General features: G+C 64.7%; 15 protein-coding genes. 4 read left to right on the top strand and 11 right to left on the bottom strand.

Features of this window, described 5'->3' with window-relative positions; all coding sequences use genetic code 11:
* Positions 1-410: 410 nt before the first annotated feature.
* From MJ643_RS07185 to MJ643_RS07165, 5 genes are read right to left on the bottom strand one after another with little or no spacing between them, the layout of a single operon-like run.
* On the bottom strand, positions 411-1475 hold the full coding sequence (locus MJ643_RS07185) for a 2,3-butanediol dehydrogenase (RefSeq protein ID WP_232109057.1): 1065 nt from the start codon (positions 1473-1475) through the stop codon (positions 411-413).
* A gap of 52 nt (positions 1476-1527) precedes the next feature.
* On the bottom strand, positions 1528-2634 hold the full coding sequence (locus tag MJ643_RS07180; protein ID WP_013970704.1) for an acetoin dehydrogenase dihydrolipoyllysine-residue acetyltransferase subunit: 1107 nt from the start codon (positions 2632-2634) through the stop codon (positions 1528-1530).
* On the bottom strand, positions 2631-3653 hold the full coding sequence (locus tag MJ643_RS07175) for an alpha-ketoacid dehydrogenase subunit beta (RefSeq protein WP_013970705.1): 1023 nt from the start codon (positions 3651-3653) through the stop codon (positions 2631-2633). Before MJ643_RS07175 ends, MJ643_RS07180 begins: the two co-directional genes overlap by 4 nt.
* A 33-nt stretch (positions 3654-3686) precedes the next feature.
* Positions 3687-4664, bottom strand: coding sequence for a thiamine pyrophosphate-dependent dehydrogenase E1 component subunit alpha (locus MJ643_RS07170; protein WP_015268810.1), 978 nt, complete (start codon positions 4662-4664; stop codon positions 3687-3689).
* A gap of 22 nt (positions 4665-4686) precedes the next feature.
* Positions 4687-5742 carry an NAD(+)/NADH kinase gene (locus MJ643_RS07165; RefSeq protein ID WP_013970707.1) on the bottom strand — a complete coding sequence of 352 codons (1056 nt, stop codon included), beginning with the start codon at positions 5740-5742 and terminating at the stop codon, positions 4687-4689.
* Between the two features lie 282 nt (positions 5743-6024).
* Here MJ643_RS07165 and MJ643_RS07160 point away from each other — a divergent pair, with 282 nt between their 5' ends.
* Positions 6025-7878: a sigma-54-dependent Fis family transcriptional regulator gene (locus MJ643_RS07160; RefSeq protein WP_023662885.1), complete on the top strand. Its 1854-nt coding sequence runs from the start codon at positions 6025-6027 to the stop codon at positions 7876-7878.
* A gap of 175 nt (positions 7879-8053) precedes the next feature.
* Here the strand turns inward: MJ643_RS07160 and accC are convergent, their stop codons facing one another.
* The 6 genes from accC to MJ643_RS07130 all read right to left on the bottom strand — a co-directional run bounded on the left by accC (position 8054) and on the right by MJ643_RS07130 (position 16167).
* Positions 8054-9409 (bottom strand): acetyl-CoA carboxylase biotin carboxylase subunit, encoded by a 1356-nt coding sequence (accC, locus tag MJ643_RS07155; protein WP_003257054.1) that lies wholly within the window; start codon positions 9407-9409, stop codon positions 8054-8056.
* A gap of 17 nt (positions 9410-9426) precedes the next feature.
* Positions 9427-9891 (bottom strand): acetyl-CoA carboxylase biotin carboxyl carrier protein, encoded by a 465-nt coding sequence (accB, locus tag MJ643_RS07150; protein WP_003257055.1) that lies wholly within the window; start codon positions 9889-9891, stop codon positions 9427-9429.
* Between the two features lie 100 nt (positions 9892-9991).
* On the bottom strand, positions 9992-10447 hold the full coding sequence (gene aroQ / locus MJ643_RS07145; RefSeq protein WP_003255330.1) for a type II 3-dehydroquinate dehydratase: 456 nt from the start codon (positions 10445-10447) through the stop codon (positions 9992-9994).
* 179 nt (positions 10448-10626) lie between these two features.
* Positions 10627-12399 (bottom strand): protein-disulfide reductase DsbD, encoded by a 1773-nt coding sequence (locus MJ643_RS07140; protein WP_013970709.1) that lies wholly within the window; start codon positions 12397-12399, stop codon positions 10627-10629.
* A gap of 205 nt (positions 12400-12604) precedes the next feature.
* Positions 12605-14566, bottom strand: a complete 1962-nt coding sequence (locus tag MJ643_RS07135; RefSeq protein ID WP_038408615.1) for a methyl-accepting chemotaxis protein — start codon at positions 14564-14566, stop codon at positions 12605-12607.
* 242 nt (positions 14567-14808) lie between these two features.
* Positions 14809-16167: a diguanylate cyclase gene (locus tag MJ643_RS07130; RefSeq protein ID WP_015268816.1), complete on the bottom strand. Its 1359-nt coding sequence runs from the start codon at positions 16165-16167 to the stop codon at positions 14809-14811.
* A gap of 248 nt (positions 16168-16415) precedes the next feature.
* On the opposite strand from MJ643_RS07130, the gene MJ643_RS07125 reads away from it, so the two are divergent.
* From MJ643_RS07125 to MJ643_RS07115, 3 genes are all read left to right on the top strand, one after another.
* Positions 16416-17483, top strand: coding sequence for a DUF2333 family protein (locus tag MJ643_RS07125; protein WP_013970713.1), 1068 nt, complete (start codon positions 16416-16418; stop codon positions 17481-17483).
* Positions 17484-17485: 2 nt separating this feature from the next.
* On the top strand, positions 17486-18022 hold the full coding sequence (locus MJ643_RS07120; protein WP_024086195.1) for an NUDIX hydrolase: 537 nt from the start codon (positions 17486-17488) through the stop codon (positions 18020-18022).
* Between the two features lie 298 nt (positions 18023-18320).
* Positions 18321-18692 (top strand): translation initiation factor Sui1, encoded by a 372-nt coding sequence (locus MJ643_RS07115; protein ID WP_247726715.1) that lies wholly within the window; start codon positions 18321-18323, stop codon positions 18690-18692.
* Positions 18693-18732 lie beyond the last annotated feature (40 nt).

Genomic DNA, 18732 nt, shown 5'->3' with positions numbered 1-18732 from the left:
TTCTTCGCGGGTGAACCCGCTCCCACAGGTATTGCGGTGACCTTCAGCTTTGCGCAATACCTGTGGGAGCGGCTTTAGCCGCGAACACCGGCGAAGCCGGTGCCATGTACCGTGTGGCTTTCTTCGCGGGTGAACCCGCTCCCACAGGTATTGCGGTGACCTTCAGCTTTGCGCAATACCTGTGGGAGCGGCTTTAGCCGCGAACACCGGCGAAGCCGGTGCCATGTACCGTGTGGCTTTCTTCGCGGGTGAACCCGCTCCCACAGGTATTGCGGTGACCTTCAGCTTTGCGCAATCCCTGTGGGAGCGGCTTTAGCCGCGAACACCGGCGAAGCCGGTGCCAGGCACCGCGTCGCCTGCTTCGCGGGCACGCCCGCTCCCACAGGTTCCGTGTTGCCTTTGAGGTGCAATCAGCGCACGCCCGGCGAAACGATGATCTTCACGTTCTCCTCCTTGTTGTTGACCAACTCCTCGAAGCCCAGCTCGACAATCTGCTCCAGCCCGATCCGCCCGGTCACCAGCGGGCCAATGTCCAGCCTGCCGTCAGCGATGAAGGCAATCACATCTGCAAACTCGCCGTTGTACGCCAACGCTCCCAGCACCTGCTTTTCGGTGGAAACCAGTTCGAAGAAGTTGAACTCGCTAGGCTCCTCGAATATCCCCACCAACACGCACTTGCCCGCCTTGCGGATGGTGTCGATGGCCAGCTTGGCCGTGTGCTTGTTGCCGATGCATTCAAAACTCACATCCGCGCCCAGCCCGGCAGTGAGCTTGCGGATTTCCACCAGGGCGTCGCACTGGCTGGGGTCCAGCACCACGCTGGCGCCAACCTCCTTGGCCTTGGCCTTGCGTGCCGAGGACATTTCCAGGGCGATCACCTGCGCCGCGCCAGCCGCCTTGGCACACATGATGGTGCACAGGCCGATGGTGCCGGCGCCGACCACCACCACCGTCTGGCCAAGCAGGCTGCCGGCTTTTTTCACCGCGTGCATGCCCACCGCCAGCGGTTCGATCAGCGCCCCGGCCTCTGCCGGGAAACCCTGCGGTAGCCGATACAGCAGGTTGGCGGGCACGTTGACCAGTTCGGCAAAGGCGCCGTTGTTCATCAGGCCGGTGAAGGCCAGGCGTTCGCAGATGTTGTACAGGCCATGGGTGCAGTAGTAGCAGGTGCCGCAATGCTGGCAGGCGTCCGCAGCCACCGGGTCACCGACGGCAAAACCTTCCACGCCTTCACCCAGCTTGGCGATCTGGCCGCAGAACTCGTGGCCGAGGATGCACTGGCCCTGGATGCCGGTCAGTGGGTGCGGTGCATCCACCGGGATGAACACCGGGCCAGCGACGTATTCGTGCAGGTCGGAGCCGCAGATGCCGCACCAGTCCACCTTGATCTGCACCCAGCCGGGCGCAGGGTCGGCCGGCAGGGGCACCTGTTCGACGCGAATATCATTGCGGCCATGCCAGACGGCGGCGCGCATGTGGGTGTGGCTCAGGTCGTTCATTGTTGTTCTCCAGGCTCACGGAAAGGGCTTAGTGCTTGCGCAGGAACGCGAGCAGTTGCTGGTTGACCTGTTCGGCCGCCTCCATTTGCACCATATGGCCAGCCTCGGGCAGCACCAGCACTTCAGCCTCCAGCCCTTCGGCATGGCTGGCCGGGATGATCGCGTCCTTGCCGCCCCACACCACCAGGGCCGGGTGTTGTCCCAGCACCCCGCGCAGGTCGTGGCGCTGCCGGTCGCCGTCGGCGATGGCCGATGCCAACAGGCGCAACGCGTCGTCCACGCCTTCCAGTCGCTTGAACTTGAGCATGTCCTCCAGCATCTGCCGCGTTACCAGTGCGGGGTCGGCAAACAGCTGTACCATCTGCGGTTTGAGGGCATTGCGGTTAGCGGCAGCGACGAAGCCTTGCAGGTACTGTCCGTTGATCTCCTCGCCCAGCCCGGCACTGGCCACCAGGCTCAGGCTGGCCACCCGTTGCGGCGCCAGGCGCGCCACATTCAGGCTGACCGCGCCGCCCATGGAGTGGCCGGCCAGGTGGGCCTTGGCGATGTCCAGGTGGTCGAGCAGGGCCAGTACGGTTTCGCTCAACTCATCCAGATCGCCCCGTTGCAGGGCCTTGGCCGACTCGCCATGGCCCGGCAGGTCGAGGGCGATTACCCGTCGCTCGGCAGCCAGCGCCGGGTGGTTGAACAGCCAGTTGTTGAGGTCGCCACCAAAACCGTGCACCAGCACCAGCGGCGTGCCGCCTTCACCCAGCTCGAACCAGCGCAACTGCCGGCCAGCCACTTCAGCCTTCTGTGGCGCCGGCCCTTGGGCCTGGTCGGCGCCACCCTCGGCGACGAACTCGGCCTGGAAGCGCTGCACCACGGCATCGATTTCGGCTTCTTCGGCTTCGCCTTCCACCACCACCGCCAGCAGGGCTCCGACCGGCAGGGTTTCATCAGGCCTGGCCACCTGACGGCGCAACACACCGCTGAACGGGGCTTCGACGCTGCTGCTGATCTTGTCGGTCTCGACGTCCAGCACCTCGTCGCCCTTGCTGATTTCGTCACCTTCCTGCTTCAGCCAGGTATCCACCCGGCCCTCGGTCATCGACAAGCCCCACTTGGGCATGGTCAGGGTATGGATCTGGCTCATGCGGCACTCCTTGCGGCTTCGATCACTTTGCGTACCGCAGCCTCGATCTTCGCCGCGTCAGGGATGTACAGGTCTTCCAAGGCATCGGAGAACGGCACAGGAGTATGCGGGGCGGTGACCATTTCGATCGGGCCCTTGAGCGCGCCGAAGGCCTTCTGTGCCACCAGCGCGCTGATGTCGGTGGCCATGGAGCAACGCGGGTTGGCTTCGTCGATCACCACCAGGCGACCGGTCTTTTCCACGCTTTCCAGGATGCTGTCCTCATCCAGCGGGCTGGTGGTGCGCAGGTCCAGCACCTCGCAGTCGATACCCTGGCGGGCCAGGTTGTTGGCGGCCTCCAGCGCCACATGCACCATGCGGCCATAGGTGACCAGGGTCACGTCGTCGCCATCACGCAGGAAGTTGGCCTCACCGAACGGTACGGTGTACACCTCTTCCGGCACCTCTCCCTGCATGCTGTAGAGCAGCTTGTGCTCGCAGAAGATCACCGGGTCGTTGTCGCGGATCGCCTGTATCAACAGGCCCTTGGCATCGTACGGCGAGGACGGGCAGACCACCTTCAGGCCGGGAATGTGCGTCCACAGCGAGGTGAGCATCTGCGAGTGCTGGGCCGCCGCGCGCAGGCCGGCGCCGTACATGGTGCGCATCACCAGCGGGGTGACCGCCTTGCCGCCGAACATGTAGCGGAACTTGGCGGCCTGGTTGAGGATCTGGTCCAGGCAGCAGCCGGCGAAGTCGACGAACATCAGCTCGCACACCGGGCGCAGGCCCTGGGTGGCAGCACCGACGGCAGCGCCGACGTAGCCGATTTCCGACAGCGGTGCGTCGAGCACGCGCCCCGGGAACTGATGGTAAAGGCCCTTGGTCACGCCCAGCACGCCCCCCCAGGCGTCATCCTCGCCGGGGGCACCGGCGCCGCCGGCAACGTCTTCGCCAATGATGAATACAGTGTTGTCGCGGCGCATTTCCTGGGCCAGGGCTTCGTTGATGGCCTGCTGGTAGCTGATCTTTCTTGCCATGGTGATTCTCCTGTTGTTCTTGTAATCCGCGGCTCAGGGGTAGGCGACGTAGACGTCGGTGAGCAGGTCGGCGGGCTGTGGCTTGGGATCGGACTTGGCGCGGCGCACGGCGTCTTCGATCAGGTCCTCGACGCGGGCGTCGATGGCGTCCAGTTGCGCAGCCGTGAGCAGGCCGGCGCGGGTGGTCTTGTTGCGGAACTGCATGAGGCAGTCGCGGGATTCGCGCAGGTTCTTCACTTCGTCCGGGGCGCGGTAGGTTTGTGCATCGCCTTCGAAATGGCCGTAGTAGCGGCTGAGCTTGACCTCGATCAGCGACGGGCCTTGCCCGGAACGCGCACGTTCGATGGCAGCGCCGGCGGCCTCGTACACGGCAAAGAAGTCGAAACCGTCGATGGTGACACCGGGCATGCCGAACCCGGCCGCGCGGTCGGCGATATGGTCGCAGGCAACCGACCAGGTCGAGGCGGTGGCTTCGGCGTAGCCGTTGTTCTCGGCCACGAAGATGCACGGCAGGTTCATGATCGAGGCCATGTTCATTGCTTCGAACACGGCGCCTTCGTTGGAAGCGCCATCGCCGAAGAAGGCCACCGATACATCGTCGCGGCCTTTGATCTTGGCCGCCAGCGCCGCCCCGGCCACCAGCGGAGCGCCGGCACCGACGATGCCGTTGGCGCCGAGCATGCCTTTTTCCAGGTCGGCGATGTGCATCGAACCGCCTTTGCCGCCGCACACGCCGGTCTTCTTGCCGTAGATCTCGGCCATCATGCCGTATACGTCCACACCCTTGGCGATGCAGTGGCCGTGGCCGCGGTGGGTCGAGGCGATACAGTCGCTATCGCGCAGGTGGGCCATGACTCCAGCGGCGGAAGCCTCTTCGCCGGCATACAGGTGCACGAAGCCAGGGATCTCGCCGGTGGCGAACTCGACGTGCAGGCGTTCTTCGAAGGCACGGATGGTGCGCATCACTTCATAGGCATGCAGCAGTTGTTCGGTACTGAGTTGATTGGACATCTTGTTGTTCTCCGGGGTTGTCTCAACACGGGTTTGCAGGGTGCAGCCGATGGCCACGGGGCACGGCCAGCAAGTGATGGCGGGCGGCGTGCGCCAGTACGGCCTCGACGTCCACGCTCAATGGGCCTTGGTGGTCGAGGGTGATGGTGGGGCTGTCATGCTCGGCGAATTCGATTTCGCGCTCGCCGTCCAGCGCCAGGGTGCCGCTGGCCAGGCTCAGGCGATGGGCTACGCCGGGCGTCAGGGCGCCGCTAGCGGTGATGCCGCAGCCTTGCAGCAGGCCGGGTGCCAGTGGTGCGAGCAGCGCTTGTTCAGCACCGGGGTTCAGGCGTACCCAGGCACCGTGCGGGTCCTGGCGCGAGACCGGGCACCACAGGCCGCACAGGGCCGAGAGGCCGATGGCATGGGGTTCGGCGAAACAGGCGAATACTTCGCAAAGGTCTTCGCTGCGGCTCAGTGCCCGAGCGCCGATGAAGCGCTGGGGCGATACCGCCACCTCCACCAGTGCCCATTCGGCAAGCTGTTGTTCGGGCACCTTCACCAGCAGGCGCTTGTTGCGGCGCAGGCCGATGCTCGGCGGTACCCGGCCGCTGGCAAGCAGGCCGCCGGCCAGGCCGGCGCTGGTGGCCTCGCGCAGTTCGGGGAAGGCATTGTTGGTGCCGGTGGACAAGGTCAGCAGCGGTACGTCACCGGCCTCGGCAGCAACTGCCTTGTGGGTGCCGTCGCCGCCGAGCACTGCAATCATCGCCACGCCGCGTTCGACCATGCGCCGGGTGGCCAGGCGGGTATCGGCAACGGTCTGGGTCAGCGGCAGGTCGAGGATCTCGATGGCCGGCCAGTGCTGGTCCTGGGCGACCGGGCCCTGGCTGGCCTTGAGCACGGCAGCGGCGATGCCGGTCATGTCGCTGGGCAGCAGCACCTGACCGATGCCGGTAGCACCGAAGGCAGCGAGCAGGCGCTGGATCGCCGATGCCTTGTCGGTACTCGAATAGAGCCCGGCATTGGCAGTCAGGCGGCGCAGGTCGCGGCCAGAGGCAGGGTTGGCAATGATGCCGACAGTTGGGGCGGGTAGCGGCATGGCGCACCTCGTTTCTTGTTTGCCAGTGCTGGAGCAAGCGGGGTGCCAGTTTTCCTTGGGTAGGCTGAAATCACCGGGGCAGAGCGGTTTCGTTGCGCTCTGGCCGGAACGTATGGCCGGGCTGGCGAGACGCCGGGTGCCAGCCGAGGTATGGCATGGCCGAGACGCTGAGACGCTGCGTCTCAAGCCAGCCGGTAATCACGCAGTGCTTGTCGGGGCATGCCCGGAAGCGCTTAATGGCCGGACAACGATAAAAACAGCAACGAGAACCGGAGGGCCTGCATGCTTGCCGCGAACTCCCGAGCCCATGTCGACTGCGTCAGCAGGGTGCTGAAGAATGCCGACCGCCTGCCGCAGGCGCCGGTGCCACCGCTGATCCTCGATTCATGGCGCCGTTCCATGGAGCTGTACCGCCTCGACCCCGGGTCCCAGCAGGGGCCGCGCATCCTGTCCCAAAGCCTGCTCAACGAATGCCGCGAGCGCGCTGAACTGTTCCTGCGCATCGCCAGCGATGCCGTGGCCCGCCTGCATGAGCGGGTGCGCGGTGCCGACTACTGCGTGCTGCTCACCGACGCCTTGGGGCGCACCATCGATTACCGGGTCGAGTCGGCCATCCGCAACGATTGCCGAAAGGCCGGGCTGTACCTGGGCACCTGCTGGTCGGAGGGCGAGGAGGGCACCTGCGGCGTGGCGGCGGTGTTGACCAGCAAGGCGCCGGTCACGGTGCACAAGCGCGACCACTTCCGCGCCGCGTTCATTGGCCTGACCTGTACGGCGGCACCGGTGTTCGACCCGCTGGGCGAGTTGCTGGGCGTGGTGGATGTCTCGGCCTTGCAGTCGCCGGACGACCGCCGCAGCCAGCACCTGATCCGCCAATTGGTCGAGCAGACTGCGCGCGAGATCGAAAATGCCTTCTTCATGCACAGTGCCCAGGGCCATTGGGTAATGCGTGCCCATGGCACGCCGGGCTATGTGGAAAGCCAGCCCGACTACCTGCTGGCCTGGGATGGCGATGGCCGCCTGCAGGCGATCAACAGCCTGGCGCGCCAGCGCCTGGTGGAGCATCTGGGGCGTTTGCCCGAGCACATTGGCGAGCTGTTCGACATGGATCAGTTGCGCCGCGTGAACGCATCGTCCGCTCAACGCCTGCCGGGCCTGGGTGGTCTGTACGGCCGGGTCAGCGCACCCCGACAGCGCCAGCGTGCGCAGCCGTTGCGCCAGGCCCAGGACGCCCGTATCGAGCAGCATCTGCGCCTGGCCACGCGGGTCAAGGACTGCAACCTGGCGGTGCTTGTGCAAGGCGAGACGGGGGCTGGCAAAGAGGTGTTCGCCCGCCAGCTGCATCAGCAAAGCCTGCGTCGCGATGGCCCGTTCGTCACCTTGAACTGCGCGGCCATCCCGGAAAGCCTGATCGAGAGCGAGCTGTTCGGCTATGTGGCCGGGGCCTTCACCGGGGCTTCCAGCAAAGGTATGCAGGGGCTGTTGCAGCAGGCCGATGGCGGCACGCTGTTCCTCGACGAAATCGGTGACATGCCGCTGAACCTGCAAACCCGGTTGCTGCGCGTGCTGGCGGAGGGTGAAGTGGCGCCGCTGGGCGCGGCGCGGCGGGAGCGGGTGGATATTCAGGTGATTTGCGCGACCCACCGCGATTTGGCGGCGATGGTGGAGGATGGGCGTTTTCGTGAGGACCTGTACTTCCGCCTGGCCAATGCCCGCTTCGAGTTGCCGCCGCTGCGCGAGCGTGAGGACCGCTTGGGGTTGATTCACCAGTTGCTGGCCGAGGAAGCCGAGGCCTGCGGAGTCGAGGTGGTGTTGGCGGATGATGCGCTGCAGGCGCTGCTGGTTTACCGCTGGCCGGGGAATTTGCGCCAGCTGCGGCAGGTGTTGCGCTATGCCTGTGCGGTGAGCGAGGACGGGCGGGTGCAGGTGCAGGACCTGCCGCAGGAGGTGCGCGGCGAGGTGGTCGCTTCGGCAGAAAGCAGCATGTCTTGTCCGGCCCGGCAGTTGCTGCTGGATGCGCTGATCCGCCATCGCTGGAAGCCGGCCGATGCGGCGCGGGCTCTGGGAATATCGCGGGCAACCTTGTACCGGCGGGTGCATGAGCACCACATCGAGATGCCGCGGATGAAGGGGTAGGACCCGGGGGGCTGCTTTGCAGCCCAATCGCCGGCAAGCCAGCTCCTACCTCGACCGCATAGACCTCAAGCCGTGTGCAATCCCTGTGGGAGCTGGCTTGCCGGCGATGAGGCCCTGACAGGCAATAAAAAACCCCGGAACAAGTCCGGGGTTTTCAGTACATCACACTACGCGATCACTCCTGGCTAGCCAGTTTGTGCTCGAGGTAGTGAATGTTGACGCCGCCTTTGCAGAAACCTTCATCACGCACCAGGTCGCGGTGCAGCGGGATGTTAGTCTTGATGCCGTCGACGACGATCTCGTCCAGGGCATTGCGCATGCGCGCCATGGCTTCGTCGCGGTCCTTGCCGTAGGTGATCAGCTTGCCGATCAGCGAGTCGTAGTTCGGCGGAACCGAGTAACCGCTGTACAGGTGCGAATCAACACGCACGCCGTTGCCGCCCGGGGCGTGGAAGTGCTTCACCTTGCCTGGGCTCGGGATGAACTTCTTCGGGTCTTCGGCGTTGATACGGCATTCCAGCGCATGGCCACGGATGACCACGTCTTCCTGGCGGAACGACAGCTTGTTGCCAGCGGCGATGCTCAGCATCTCCTTGACGATGTCGATACCGGTCACCATCTCCGACACCGGGTGCTCAACCTGCACGCGGGTGTTCATCTCGATGAAGTAGAAGCGGCCGTTCTCGTACAGGAACTCGAAAGTACCCGCACCACGGTAGCCGATCTCGATGCACGCATCGACGCAGCGCTTGAACACTTCCTGACGGGCTTTCTCGTCGATGCCCGGGGCTGGCGCTTCTTCCAGTACCTTCTGGTGACGGCGCTGCAGCGAGCAGTCACGGTCACCCAGGTGAATGGCGTTGCCCTGGCCGTCGGACAGTACCTGTACTTCCACGTGGCGTGGGTTGGTCAGGAACTTCTCCAGGTAGACCATCGGGTTGCCGAAGGCTGCACCGGCTTCGGTACGGGTGAGCTTGGCCGAGGAAATCAGGTCCTCTTCCTTGTGCACCACACGCATGCCGCGACCACCACCGCCACCGGCGGCCTTGATGATTACCGGGTAGCCGACGTCACGAGCAATCGCCAGGGCGACTTCTTCATCTTCCGGCAGCGGGCCATCGGAGCCCGGTACGGTCGGTACGCCCGACTTGATCATCGCGTCCTTGGCCGAAACCTTGTCGCCCATCAGGCGAATGGTGTCGGCTTTCGGGCCGATGAAGGCGAAACCGGACTTTTCCACCTGCTCGGCGAAGTCGGCGTTTTCCGCCAGGAAGCCGTAGCCCGGGTGAATCGCGGTGGCGCCGGTCACTTCGGCGGCAGCGATGATTGCCGGGATATGCAGGTAGGAATCCTTGGACGATGCAGGGCCGATGCAGACCGACTCGTCTGCCAGGCCCAGGTGCATCAGTTCACGGTCGGCGGTGGAGTGCACGGCGACTGTCTTGATACCCAGCTCTTTGCAGGCACGCAGGATCCGCAGGGCAATTTCCCCGCGGTTGGCGATCAGGACTTTTTCGAGCTTCCCAGACATCGTTGGCTCTCCGCGATTCAAACGATGGTGAACAGCGGCTGGTCGAACTCAACCGGCTGGCCGTCTTCTACCAGGATGGCGTCGATGACACCGCCGACATCGGCTTCGATGTGGTTCATCATCTTCATGGCTTCGACGATGCACAGGGTGTCGCCCTTCTTCACGGTCTGGCCAACTTCAGCGAAGTTCGGCGAGGTCGGCGAAGGCTTGCGGTAGAAGGTACCTACCATCGGCGAGCGGATCACGGTGCCTTTCAGGGCCGGGGCGGCGGCAGCGGCTTCAGCGGCCGGAGCGGCAGCGGCGGCAACCGGGGCAGCAGCAGGGGCAGCGGCTACCGGAGCCGGTGCGAAGTACTGCTGGGCAGCCGGGGTCTTGCTGTGACGGCTGATACGGACCGACTCTTCGCCTTCCTTGATCTCCAGTTCGTCGATGCCAGACTCTTCCAGCAGCTCGATCAGTTTCTTGACTTTACGGATATCCATTAATCATCAACTCCCAAAGGTTCGGTCAGGGGGCGAAATACAAAAAAACGTATCTGAAACGTTTCTCTCGAACCCTGGCCCACTGAGGCCAGGGTTTTCATCATTTGGGCTGTGCGTTGGCAGCCAGTTGTTCCAGCGCGGACTCCAGGGCCAGGCGATAACCGCTGGCGCCCAGGCCGCAGATCACCCCTACGGCAACATCGGAAAAGTAGGAGTGGTGGCGGAACGGTTCGCGTTTGTGCACGTTGGACAGGTGCACTTCGATGAATGGGATGCTCACCGCAAGCAATGCGTCACGTAATGCGACACTTGTGTGGGTGAAAGCAGCCGGATTGATCAGGATGAAGTCCACACCCTCATTGCGTGCGGCGTGAATGCGGTCGATCAGTTCGTATTCGGCGTTGCTCTGCAGGTACTGCAGATGGTGGCCTGCGGCGCGGGCACGTTGCTCCAGGTCCTGGTTGATCTGGGCCAGGGTCACGGCGCCGTAGTGGCCAGGCTCGCGGGTACCGAGCAGGTTGAGGTTGGGGCCGTGGAGCACCAGTAGCGTTGCCATCTGCGGATTCCTTGGATTTGTAGGGCAATTCGACACAGCGCGGCGAGTGTGCCGTAAAGCGACGGCAAGTGTCCAGTTCCCGGCAATAGCCAGCACGATGTCCGAGGTTCGCGCGAAGTATGTGACCAAATAATTAAATTTGGTCACTGATTTCTGGATTTTTCACAGCTCGCGGGAAGTTATAGACCGACTTTACCGCGCACGCGTGTGAGAATTTGCGCAAATTCACCGGCATTTATCTCGCCAATGACCCGATCAGCGGTTATTTCGCTACCGTTCGCGGCAAAGAACAGCAGAGCGGGCGGGCCGAACAGCTGGTAGCGATCGAGCAGGCTGCGTTGTTCGGCATTGCTTTCGGTGATGTCAAAACGCAGCAGCTTGAAGCCGGCCAGTTGCGCTTGCACCTGCGGAGCGGTGAGCACCTCGCGTTCGATCACTTTGCAGCTGATGCACCAATCGGCGTACCAGTCCAAGAGCACCGGCTGGCCGGCTGCCTTGGCCTGGGCCAGGGCAGCGTCCAGTGCGGCGGGGGTAGTGATGGTCTGCCAGCTATCCGCCTGCACCGCCGGCCCGTTGCCGGTGGCCACAAGGGTTGCCGGCGGCAACGGGCGCAGTGGGTCGCCCTGGCCGCTGAGGGCGCCGTACCAGCAGGCCAGGGCGTACACCAGCAGGGCCAGGCCGAGCAGTTGGGCCAGGCGCTGGCGTGCGGTCTTGACGACGAACTCGAGGGCACCGAGGAACAGCGCCACGCCAGCGGCGAGGAAACCGACCAGCAGCAAGGTCAGCGGGCCTGGCAGCACTCGGCTGAGCAAGCCGATGGCCAAGCCCAGCAGCAGGACGCCGATGGCATTCTTCACCGTGTTCAGCCAGGGGCCGCTTTTCGGCAGCCAGGCCGCGCCACCGGTGGCCACCAGCAGCAATGGTGCGCCCATGCCCAGGCCCAGGGCGAACAGCTTGAGTGCGCCGCCCAGGGCATCGCCGCTGGCGCTGATGTACAGCAGCGCACCGGCCAGCGGCGCCGACACACAGGGCGAAACCAGCAGGCTGGAGAGGACGCCCAATATTGCCGCGCCCAGCAGCGAGCCGCCCCGGGTGTGGCTGGCGACATTGTTCAGGCGGTTGCTCAGGGCTTGCGGCAGTTTAAGTTCGAACAGGCCGAACATGGCCAGGGCGAACACCACGAAAAACAGAGCGAAGGGCACCAGTACCCAGGCCGACTGCAGGCGCGCCTGCAGGTTCAGGCCGGCGCCGAACAACCCCATCAACGCACCGAGTACCGCAAAGCTGGCCGCCATCGGCAGCACATAGGCAAGCGACAGCGCCAGCCCGCGCAGGCCGCCGGCCTGGCCGCGCAGCACCACGCCGGAAAGGATCGGCAGCATCGGCAGCACGCAGGGGGTGAACGTCAGGCCGACCCCAGCGAGGAAGAACAGCAGCAGCGACTTCCAGGTCCAGGCGTGTTCACCGCCGGCCGGGGTGCTTTTGCCGCCTTCGCCATCGATGTTCAGGCGTGCGGTTTCTGGCGGGTAGCACAGGCCTTTGTCGGCGCAGCCCTGGTAGCCCACCAGCAGGGTGAAGGCGCGCGGGTCATTGCGCGGCAGCTCGATATCGAGCACGCCGTGGTACACCTCGACATCGCCGAAGAACTCATCGTGCTTGGCCTCGCCCTTGGGGATGCTTGGTGTGCCCAGGGCAATGTCGGCCGGTTCGGTGCGGAACTGGAAACGGTGGCGATAGAGGTAGTAGCCGTCGGTTGCGACGAAGCGCAGCTTGATGGTTTGCGCATCGGCCTGGACCAGGCTGAGCTTGAACGCTTCGTGTACCGGCAGGAAGTCGGCGTTGTTGGCCAGCGAAGCTGCGCCGAGGGTGGCGCTGGGGCGGTTGTCGAGCAGGCCCGTGGCGAAGGCAGGGCTGGCCAGCAGCAGGAACAGCAGGAAAAACAGGCGGCGCATGGCGGACTCGCGAGGTGGAACGTGCTGGGCATGATAGCGGAGTTGGTGCGGGTTGGGGCCATGCTGGTTGCGGGGGCGACACATGGCCGCTGGCTCATGTGCTGCCTGTGCCGGCCTCTTCGCGGGTAAACCCGCTCCCCCCTCGTCCGCATAGGCTATCCCTGTGGGAGCGGGTTTACCCGCGAAGAGGCCAGCACAGGCCAACCTAGACTCTGAAGGCCCGCACCGCCCGGTTCAGTTCACCCCCCAAACTCAGCAACTGCTCGCCTTGCTCGCGCCCCTCGCCAATGCGCTGCAGGTTGTCCTCACCCAGCTCATGAATTCGCTCGCTGTGGTCGCGAATCTCACTCACGGCACCACTCTGCTGCGCCGTGACATCGGCAATCCGCACCGCAGTGTCCGAAATGGTGCGAATGGCACAGACGATCTCGTCCAGCGCCCCGTCCGCCGCCTGGGCCTGGTTGGCCGTGGCCTCGGCATGCTCAAGCTGCGCACGCATCCCGGCCACCGAGCTTCTGGCTGCCTGCTGCAAGCGGTCGATCAGTGCCTGAATCTCGCCGGTCGCCCCGGTGGTGCGCTGTGCCAGCGAACGCACCTCATCGGCCACCACTGCAAAACCACGGCCCATCTCACCGGCGCGGGCCGCTTCGATCGCGGCATTCAGCGCCAGCAGGTTGGTCTGCTCGGCAATCGAGCGGATCACTGTCAGGACGCCGCCGATGGTGGCCGACTCCTCCGCCAGTTGCTCGATCATGCGGGCGTTGCCCTGCACCTCGTCGACCAACTCACGCAAGCCCGACAGGCTCTGGCCGATCACCGCCTGGCCCTGCTCCACTGCACGCCCGGCATCGCGGCTGGCGTCGGCTGCGGCGCTGGCGTCGCCGGCTACTTGCTGGATGGTCGCTTCCAGTTCACCCAAAGCATCGCGGATCTGCCCGGTGTCGCCGGCCTGGCGTTCGGCGCCGTCATGCAGGGCGGCGCTCATGCCGGCCAGGGCGTGGCTGCTGCCAGCCACCTGCTCGGCGTTGTGGCGGATGGTGCCGACCAGCTCTACCAGATACTGGCGCAGGCGGTTGAGCGATTCCTGGATGTCGCGCAGTTCGCGGTTGGTCCTGCCCAGGGCGATGGCCTCGGCGAAGTCACCCTCGGCCCAGCGCGACAGGGCCGGGGCCAGGCCGGTCAGGGTGCGCGCCAGGCGACGTTGCAAGGTGTCGATCAGCAGGGCGATAAGTAGGATCAGGCCGATCATCAGACCCTGGATGATGCGCACTTCGCCGGCAATTTTCGCATGCTGGCCGCGTACCTCGGGCTCCAGTGCCGCAATGGCCTGTTGCACGGCCTCCAGGCGTTGGCCAGTGCTGGCAGCCAGGGCGACGCGCCGCTCGATCTGTTCGCGGGTGCGCTGCAGTTCGGCCGGGTAGCGGCCGAGCAGGCTCTGCAGTTCGCGCTTGAGGCCGACGGCAATGTCTTCCTGCTGGGCGCTGGCCTGGGTTTCCAGACCCATCATCGCGGCGAAGTCGTCGGCACCGGACTCGGCGCTACGGGTTACGCCGAGCAAGGGCAAGGCATCGATCGCCTGGGCCTGGGCACGGATCAGTTGCAGCTCGCGCTCCACTTCGTCAGCCAGCTCGGGGCGACCGCTGCTGACCAGCTTGTCCCGGGCCAGCGACAGGCGACCGAGGTGCACGGTGGCGTCGAGCAGTGGCACCAGGTAGCGGTTGGCGTCGGCGCTGCCGCTGTCGCGGGCGTAGCCGGCCAGTTGTTCGAAGTTGGCGCCCAGTTCCCGCTCGGCTTGCAGCAGCAGGGCTTGCGGGTCACCAGCCAGCTTGCCGGCGGCCAGCAGCTCCTCGGCGGTAAAGGCCTGCAGGCTGTCCAGGCTGGGGCGCAGTTTGTCGGCCAGTTCGCTGGGCCACTCGGCCAGCGCGGCCTGCAACTGCTGGTTGGCCTCCATCGCCGCGGCATGGCGCAGGGCATCGCCGCTGCCCAGGTACGCCTGGATGTTGCGGGCCGCCTGGTTCTGGAACTGCTGGGACAGGCCCAGGTAGCGCTCCATCAACTGGTAGGGGCGCTCAAGGGCCCGCTGCGACCACCAAAGGGTGGCGCCCAAGGCGATACACACGGTTACCAGCAACAGGGTGTTGAAATTGGTCAGCCACTTCAGGCGCATAGCCGCGAGCTTCCTGCGGGGGAGGGAGAGGTCGGTGGCTGAAGTTATTGCGATTTTGTGACGGGGTGATGACGGCAGGGGGTTGGCGCCATAAAAAAGTGGCACAGTGCCTCTATTTTAATCTGTGCCGGCCTCTTCGCGGCTAAAGCCGCTCCCACAGGGACTGCGCAATCCTTCAGTCCGGTGGAGTACCTGTGGGAGCGGCTTTAGCCGCGAAGAGGCTGGCACAGGCAAAGCCTGATTCAGGGCTCTACACGCACCACACAATTTCGCCCGGCATGCTTGGCCCGATACAGCGCCTCGTCCGCCGCACTGGCCATGGTCAGCGCATCCAGCCCCTCATCCAACTGCACCACCCCTGCACTGAAGGTGCACTGCAAGTCCCGTGGCTGCGCCGGGTAGAGGATCTCGGCAAAGCGCCTGCGGATTTCGTCGAGAACCTTGTGCGCCGCGTCCAGCGCGGTATTGGGCATCACAATGGCGAACTCTTCACCGCCGTAACGGCCAATGAAATCGGTCTTGCGCAAGCGCTGCTTGAGAAACAGCGCCAGGCTCTTGATCACCCGGTCGCCCATCGGGTGGCCGTGGCGGTCGTTGATCTTCTTGAAGTGGTCGATGTCGAGCATGGCAAAGCACAACGGCAGCTGCTCGCGACGGGCGCGGAAGCTGCAGTCTTCCAGCAATTGCAGGATGTGGGTGTGGTTGTACAACCCGGTCAGGCTGTCGCGCACCATGCGCGCCTTCAGGTGCCGGGCGCGAGCGGCGCGGTTGCGCACGGTGGTGATCAGGTGGCGAGAACGAAACGGTTTGGTCAGGAAGTCATCACCGCCTTCGCTCATGGCATCCAGCTGCTTGTCCAGGTCGTCTTCTGCAGACAGATAGATGATCGGCACACTCACATAACGGTCGCTGTGGCGGATTACCTTGGCAAGTTCGGGGCCGGTGCAGGCCGGCATGTAGAGGTCGAGGATGATCAGGTCGGGCTGGAAGTCAGCCAGCTCGGCCATGGTGCGGATCGGGTCGGTCAGGCTGCGGGTGATCATGCCGGCGCTGGCCAGCACGCGCTCGGTGTACAGCGCCTGGGTGCGTGAGTCGTCGATGACCAGTACGCGCAACGGGTCGTGCTGGGTTGCATTGGTCAGCAGTTCGACCTTTTCCAACAGGCTGGAGGCTTCCAGGGTGCCGGTGAGGAAGTCCTGGCCACCGGCGCGCACGGCGGCCAGGCGGGTCGGGGTGTCGGTTTCGTGATGGCTGAAGAACAGCAGTGGTATATGTCGGGCCAGCCCCTGCTGCATCTGGGCAGCCAACAGCAGGCCTTGGCCGGCACCGTTGAAGTCGACATCCATGATGATGGCCGAGGGCGGGTATTCGCTGATCGAGGCCTGAAACGCCGCGGCGCTGGCAAGCGCCTGCACCACCAGGCCAAAGAATTCCAGTTGCTGGGCCAGGCGCTGGGCGCGCTCGTGGTCCTGCAGCAGGATGTACACCGGCTTGCGCAGGGGCGGCAGCAGCACCTGATCGAGCGGGTCGTCCTTGCGCAGGCCGCTACGCGTCAGCTGTTGGGCGGGGCACAGCGGGCTCGGCTCGGCTGCTTGGCTCATGTCCTGGCTACTTGTAGGTTGGGGTGTGCAGGGGCAATGATGGCTCTATGCTAGCAGTTCTTTACAGGTGCGTGAGTGCCCTGCGTCAACAAAGCGGCCAGAACGAATATTCAGTTGCTGACCGATTGGTCGCTTATGCGTAAGGCGGTGTCTGCTTTATAGTGCTGCCACGCGGGCTTGCCGTGGCACCCTGGCGTAGGCCTGTGGTCCAAGCCCCTGAACCGTCGTGACTGATTAAGGACAAAGCCATGCTGGACTGGAAAAACCGCGAGGCCAAAGCCGAGCCCCGCGAGCGTGTCGACGGCCGTGGCGCCGCCGCCCGTAGCTATCTTGGCGGCCTCTGGAGCCGTGCCCTGGGGACCCTGATCGGGTTGTACCTGCTGGTGTGCATCGGCCTGGGCTGGTACTGGAGCCAGGAGCCGGAGCTGTTCCCGGTGCAGCAGAACGCCCAGGCCGCAGCCGAGCGTACCGGCCAGCAGATGGTGGTGGGCTACACCACTATCGAAACCCTCAAGACCGTGGCCGGCACCTTGCTGAACAAGCCGGGTGGCTACATTTCCAACGACCGCTTCCCGCCAGGGCTGTGGATGGACAACATGCCGAGCTGGGAATATGGCGTGCTGGTCCAGGTGCGCGACCTGTCCCGTGCCTTGCGCAAGGACTTCGCCCGTTCGCAGTCGCAGTCGACCGAAGACGCCGACCTGGCCAAGGCCGAGCCGCGTTTCAACTTCGACAACAAGAGTTGGATCCTGCCGTCGAGCGAGTCGGAGTTCGAAGAGGGCATCAAGTCGCTGACCCGCTACCAGACCCGTCTGGCTGCCGGCGACAAGGGCGCAATCTTCTATACCCGTGCCGACAACCTGAACAACTGGCTGGGTGACGTGGCCACCCGCCTGGGCTCGCTGTCGCAGCGCCTGTCGGCCAGCGTTGGCCGGGTCAAGCTCAACACCACGCTGAAGACCGAGTCGCTGGTCGCCGGCCAGGCGCCGCAGGTGGACGAGGAGCTGGTGGAAACCCCATGGCTGCAGATCGACAACGTGTTCTACGAAGCCCGTGGCCAGGCCTGGGCGCTGTCGCACCTGCTGCGCGCCATCGAGGTGGACTTTGCCGACGTGCTGGCGAAGAAGAACGCCACGGTCAGCGTGCGCCAGATCATCCGTGAGCTGGAGGCCTCGCAGGAAGCCCTGTGGAGCCCGATGGTGCTCAACGGCAGCGGCTTCGGCATGTGGGCCAACCACTCACTGGTCATGGCCAACTACATTTCCCGGGCCAACGCGGCGGTCATCGACCTGCGTCAGCTGCTGTCGCAGGGTTGATGATGGCGATCAGCCCGAACGAGGCCGCCCACCGGGCGGCTTCCGACCGAGAACTGGTCACCTGGGTGGACGAAGCCGACCGGGTGCTGGGTGCCTTGCCCCGGGCCGAACTGCGTGAGCGCGGCCTGATAGGGCGTTGCACGTTCATTCTGCTATTCAACAGTGCCGGTGAGCTGTGCGTGCACCGGCGTACCCTGAGCAAGGCGCTGTACCCGGGTTACTGGGATGTGGCGGCAGGCGGCATGGTGACGGCCGGGGAGGCGTATGCCGATTCGGCGGCGCGGGAGCTGGCCGAGGAGCTGGGGATCGACGGTGTGGAGCTGCGTTTTCATGAGCGGTTCTACTTTGACCAGCCGGATAACCACTTGTGGTGTGCGGTGTATTCGGCGGTGTCGGATGCGCCATTGCGGTTACAGCCGGAAGAGGTGATCGAGGCGCGGTTCATTGGCCTGGAGCAGGCTGAGCAAGAAAGCCTGACGAAGCCGTATTGCCCGGACTCGTTGGCGGCGTTGCAGCGCTATAAAGCCAGCCTCAAATAGATGCGTGGCCCATGCCGGCCCCTTCGCGGGTAAACCCGCTCCCACAGGGATTTCACAGGTCGTGAAACCTGCGCAGTACCTGTGGGAGCGGGTTTACCCGCGAGGGGGTCGCAAAACATTCGCAAAATGCCGCATTCCGGTACTTAGCAACAGCGGGATTTATCGTTACACTGCGCGCCCTTTTCGGGCTGCCGCAGGTCTTGTGGCAGTAGCGCCGCCCCTGCCAGAGTGGGGCTTCGCGGTCGGGCTCAACCCCCTGGGGCCGACCAGTTTTTGTCCTCAGCACAGAGGAACAAAAGTGGCCAAGAAAGCTTCTTCCTTCGCCGCCCTTGGCGGTCTCGTTTACTCCACCGACACCGGTCGGCACTGCCCCGACTGTAGCCAGCCGGTGGATGCCTGTACCTGCAAGCAGCAGGTCATCCCCGAAGGCGATGGCATTGCCCGTGTGCGCCGCGAAAGCAAGGGCCGCGGCGGCAAGACCGTGACCACCGTCACCGGCGTGCCGCTGCCGCTCGATCAGCTCAAGGAGCTGGCCTCTACCCTCAAGCGCCGCTGCGGTACCGGTGGCGCCCTGAAGGATGGGGTCATCGAAATCCAGGGCGACTATGTCGAACTGCTGATCGGTGAGCTGACCAAGCAGGGCTTCAAGGCGAAAAAATCCGGCGGCTGATGCGGCCACGCGATTTTTTGCCCAGTGCTTTCTAAACTCG

Source organism: Pseudomonas sp. PNPG3 (assembly GCF_023093815.1).
Lineage (GTDB): Bacteria > Pseudomonadota > Gammaproteobacteria > Pseudomonadales > Pseudomonadaceae > Aquipseudomonas > Aquipseudomonas asiatica.
The sequence above is the reverse complement of the archived record's forward strand: the minus strand, read 5'-3'. Positions and strand labels throughout refer to the sequence as shown.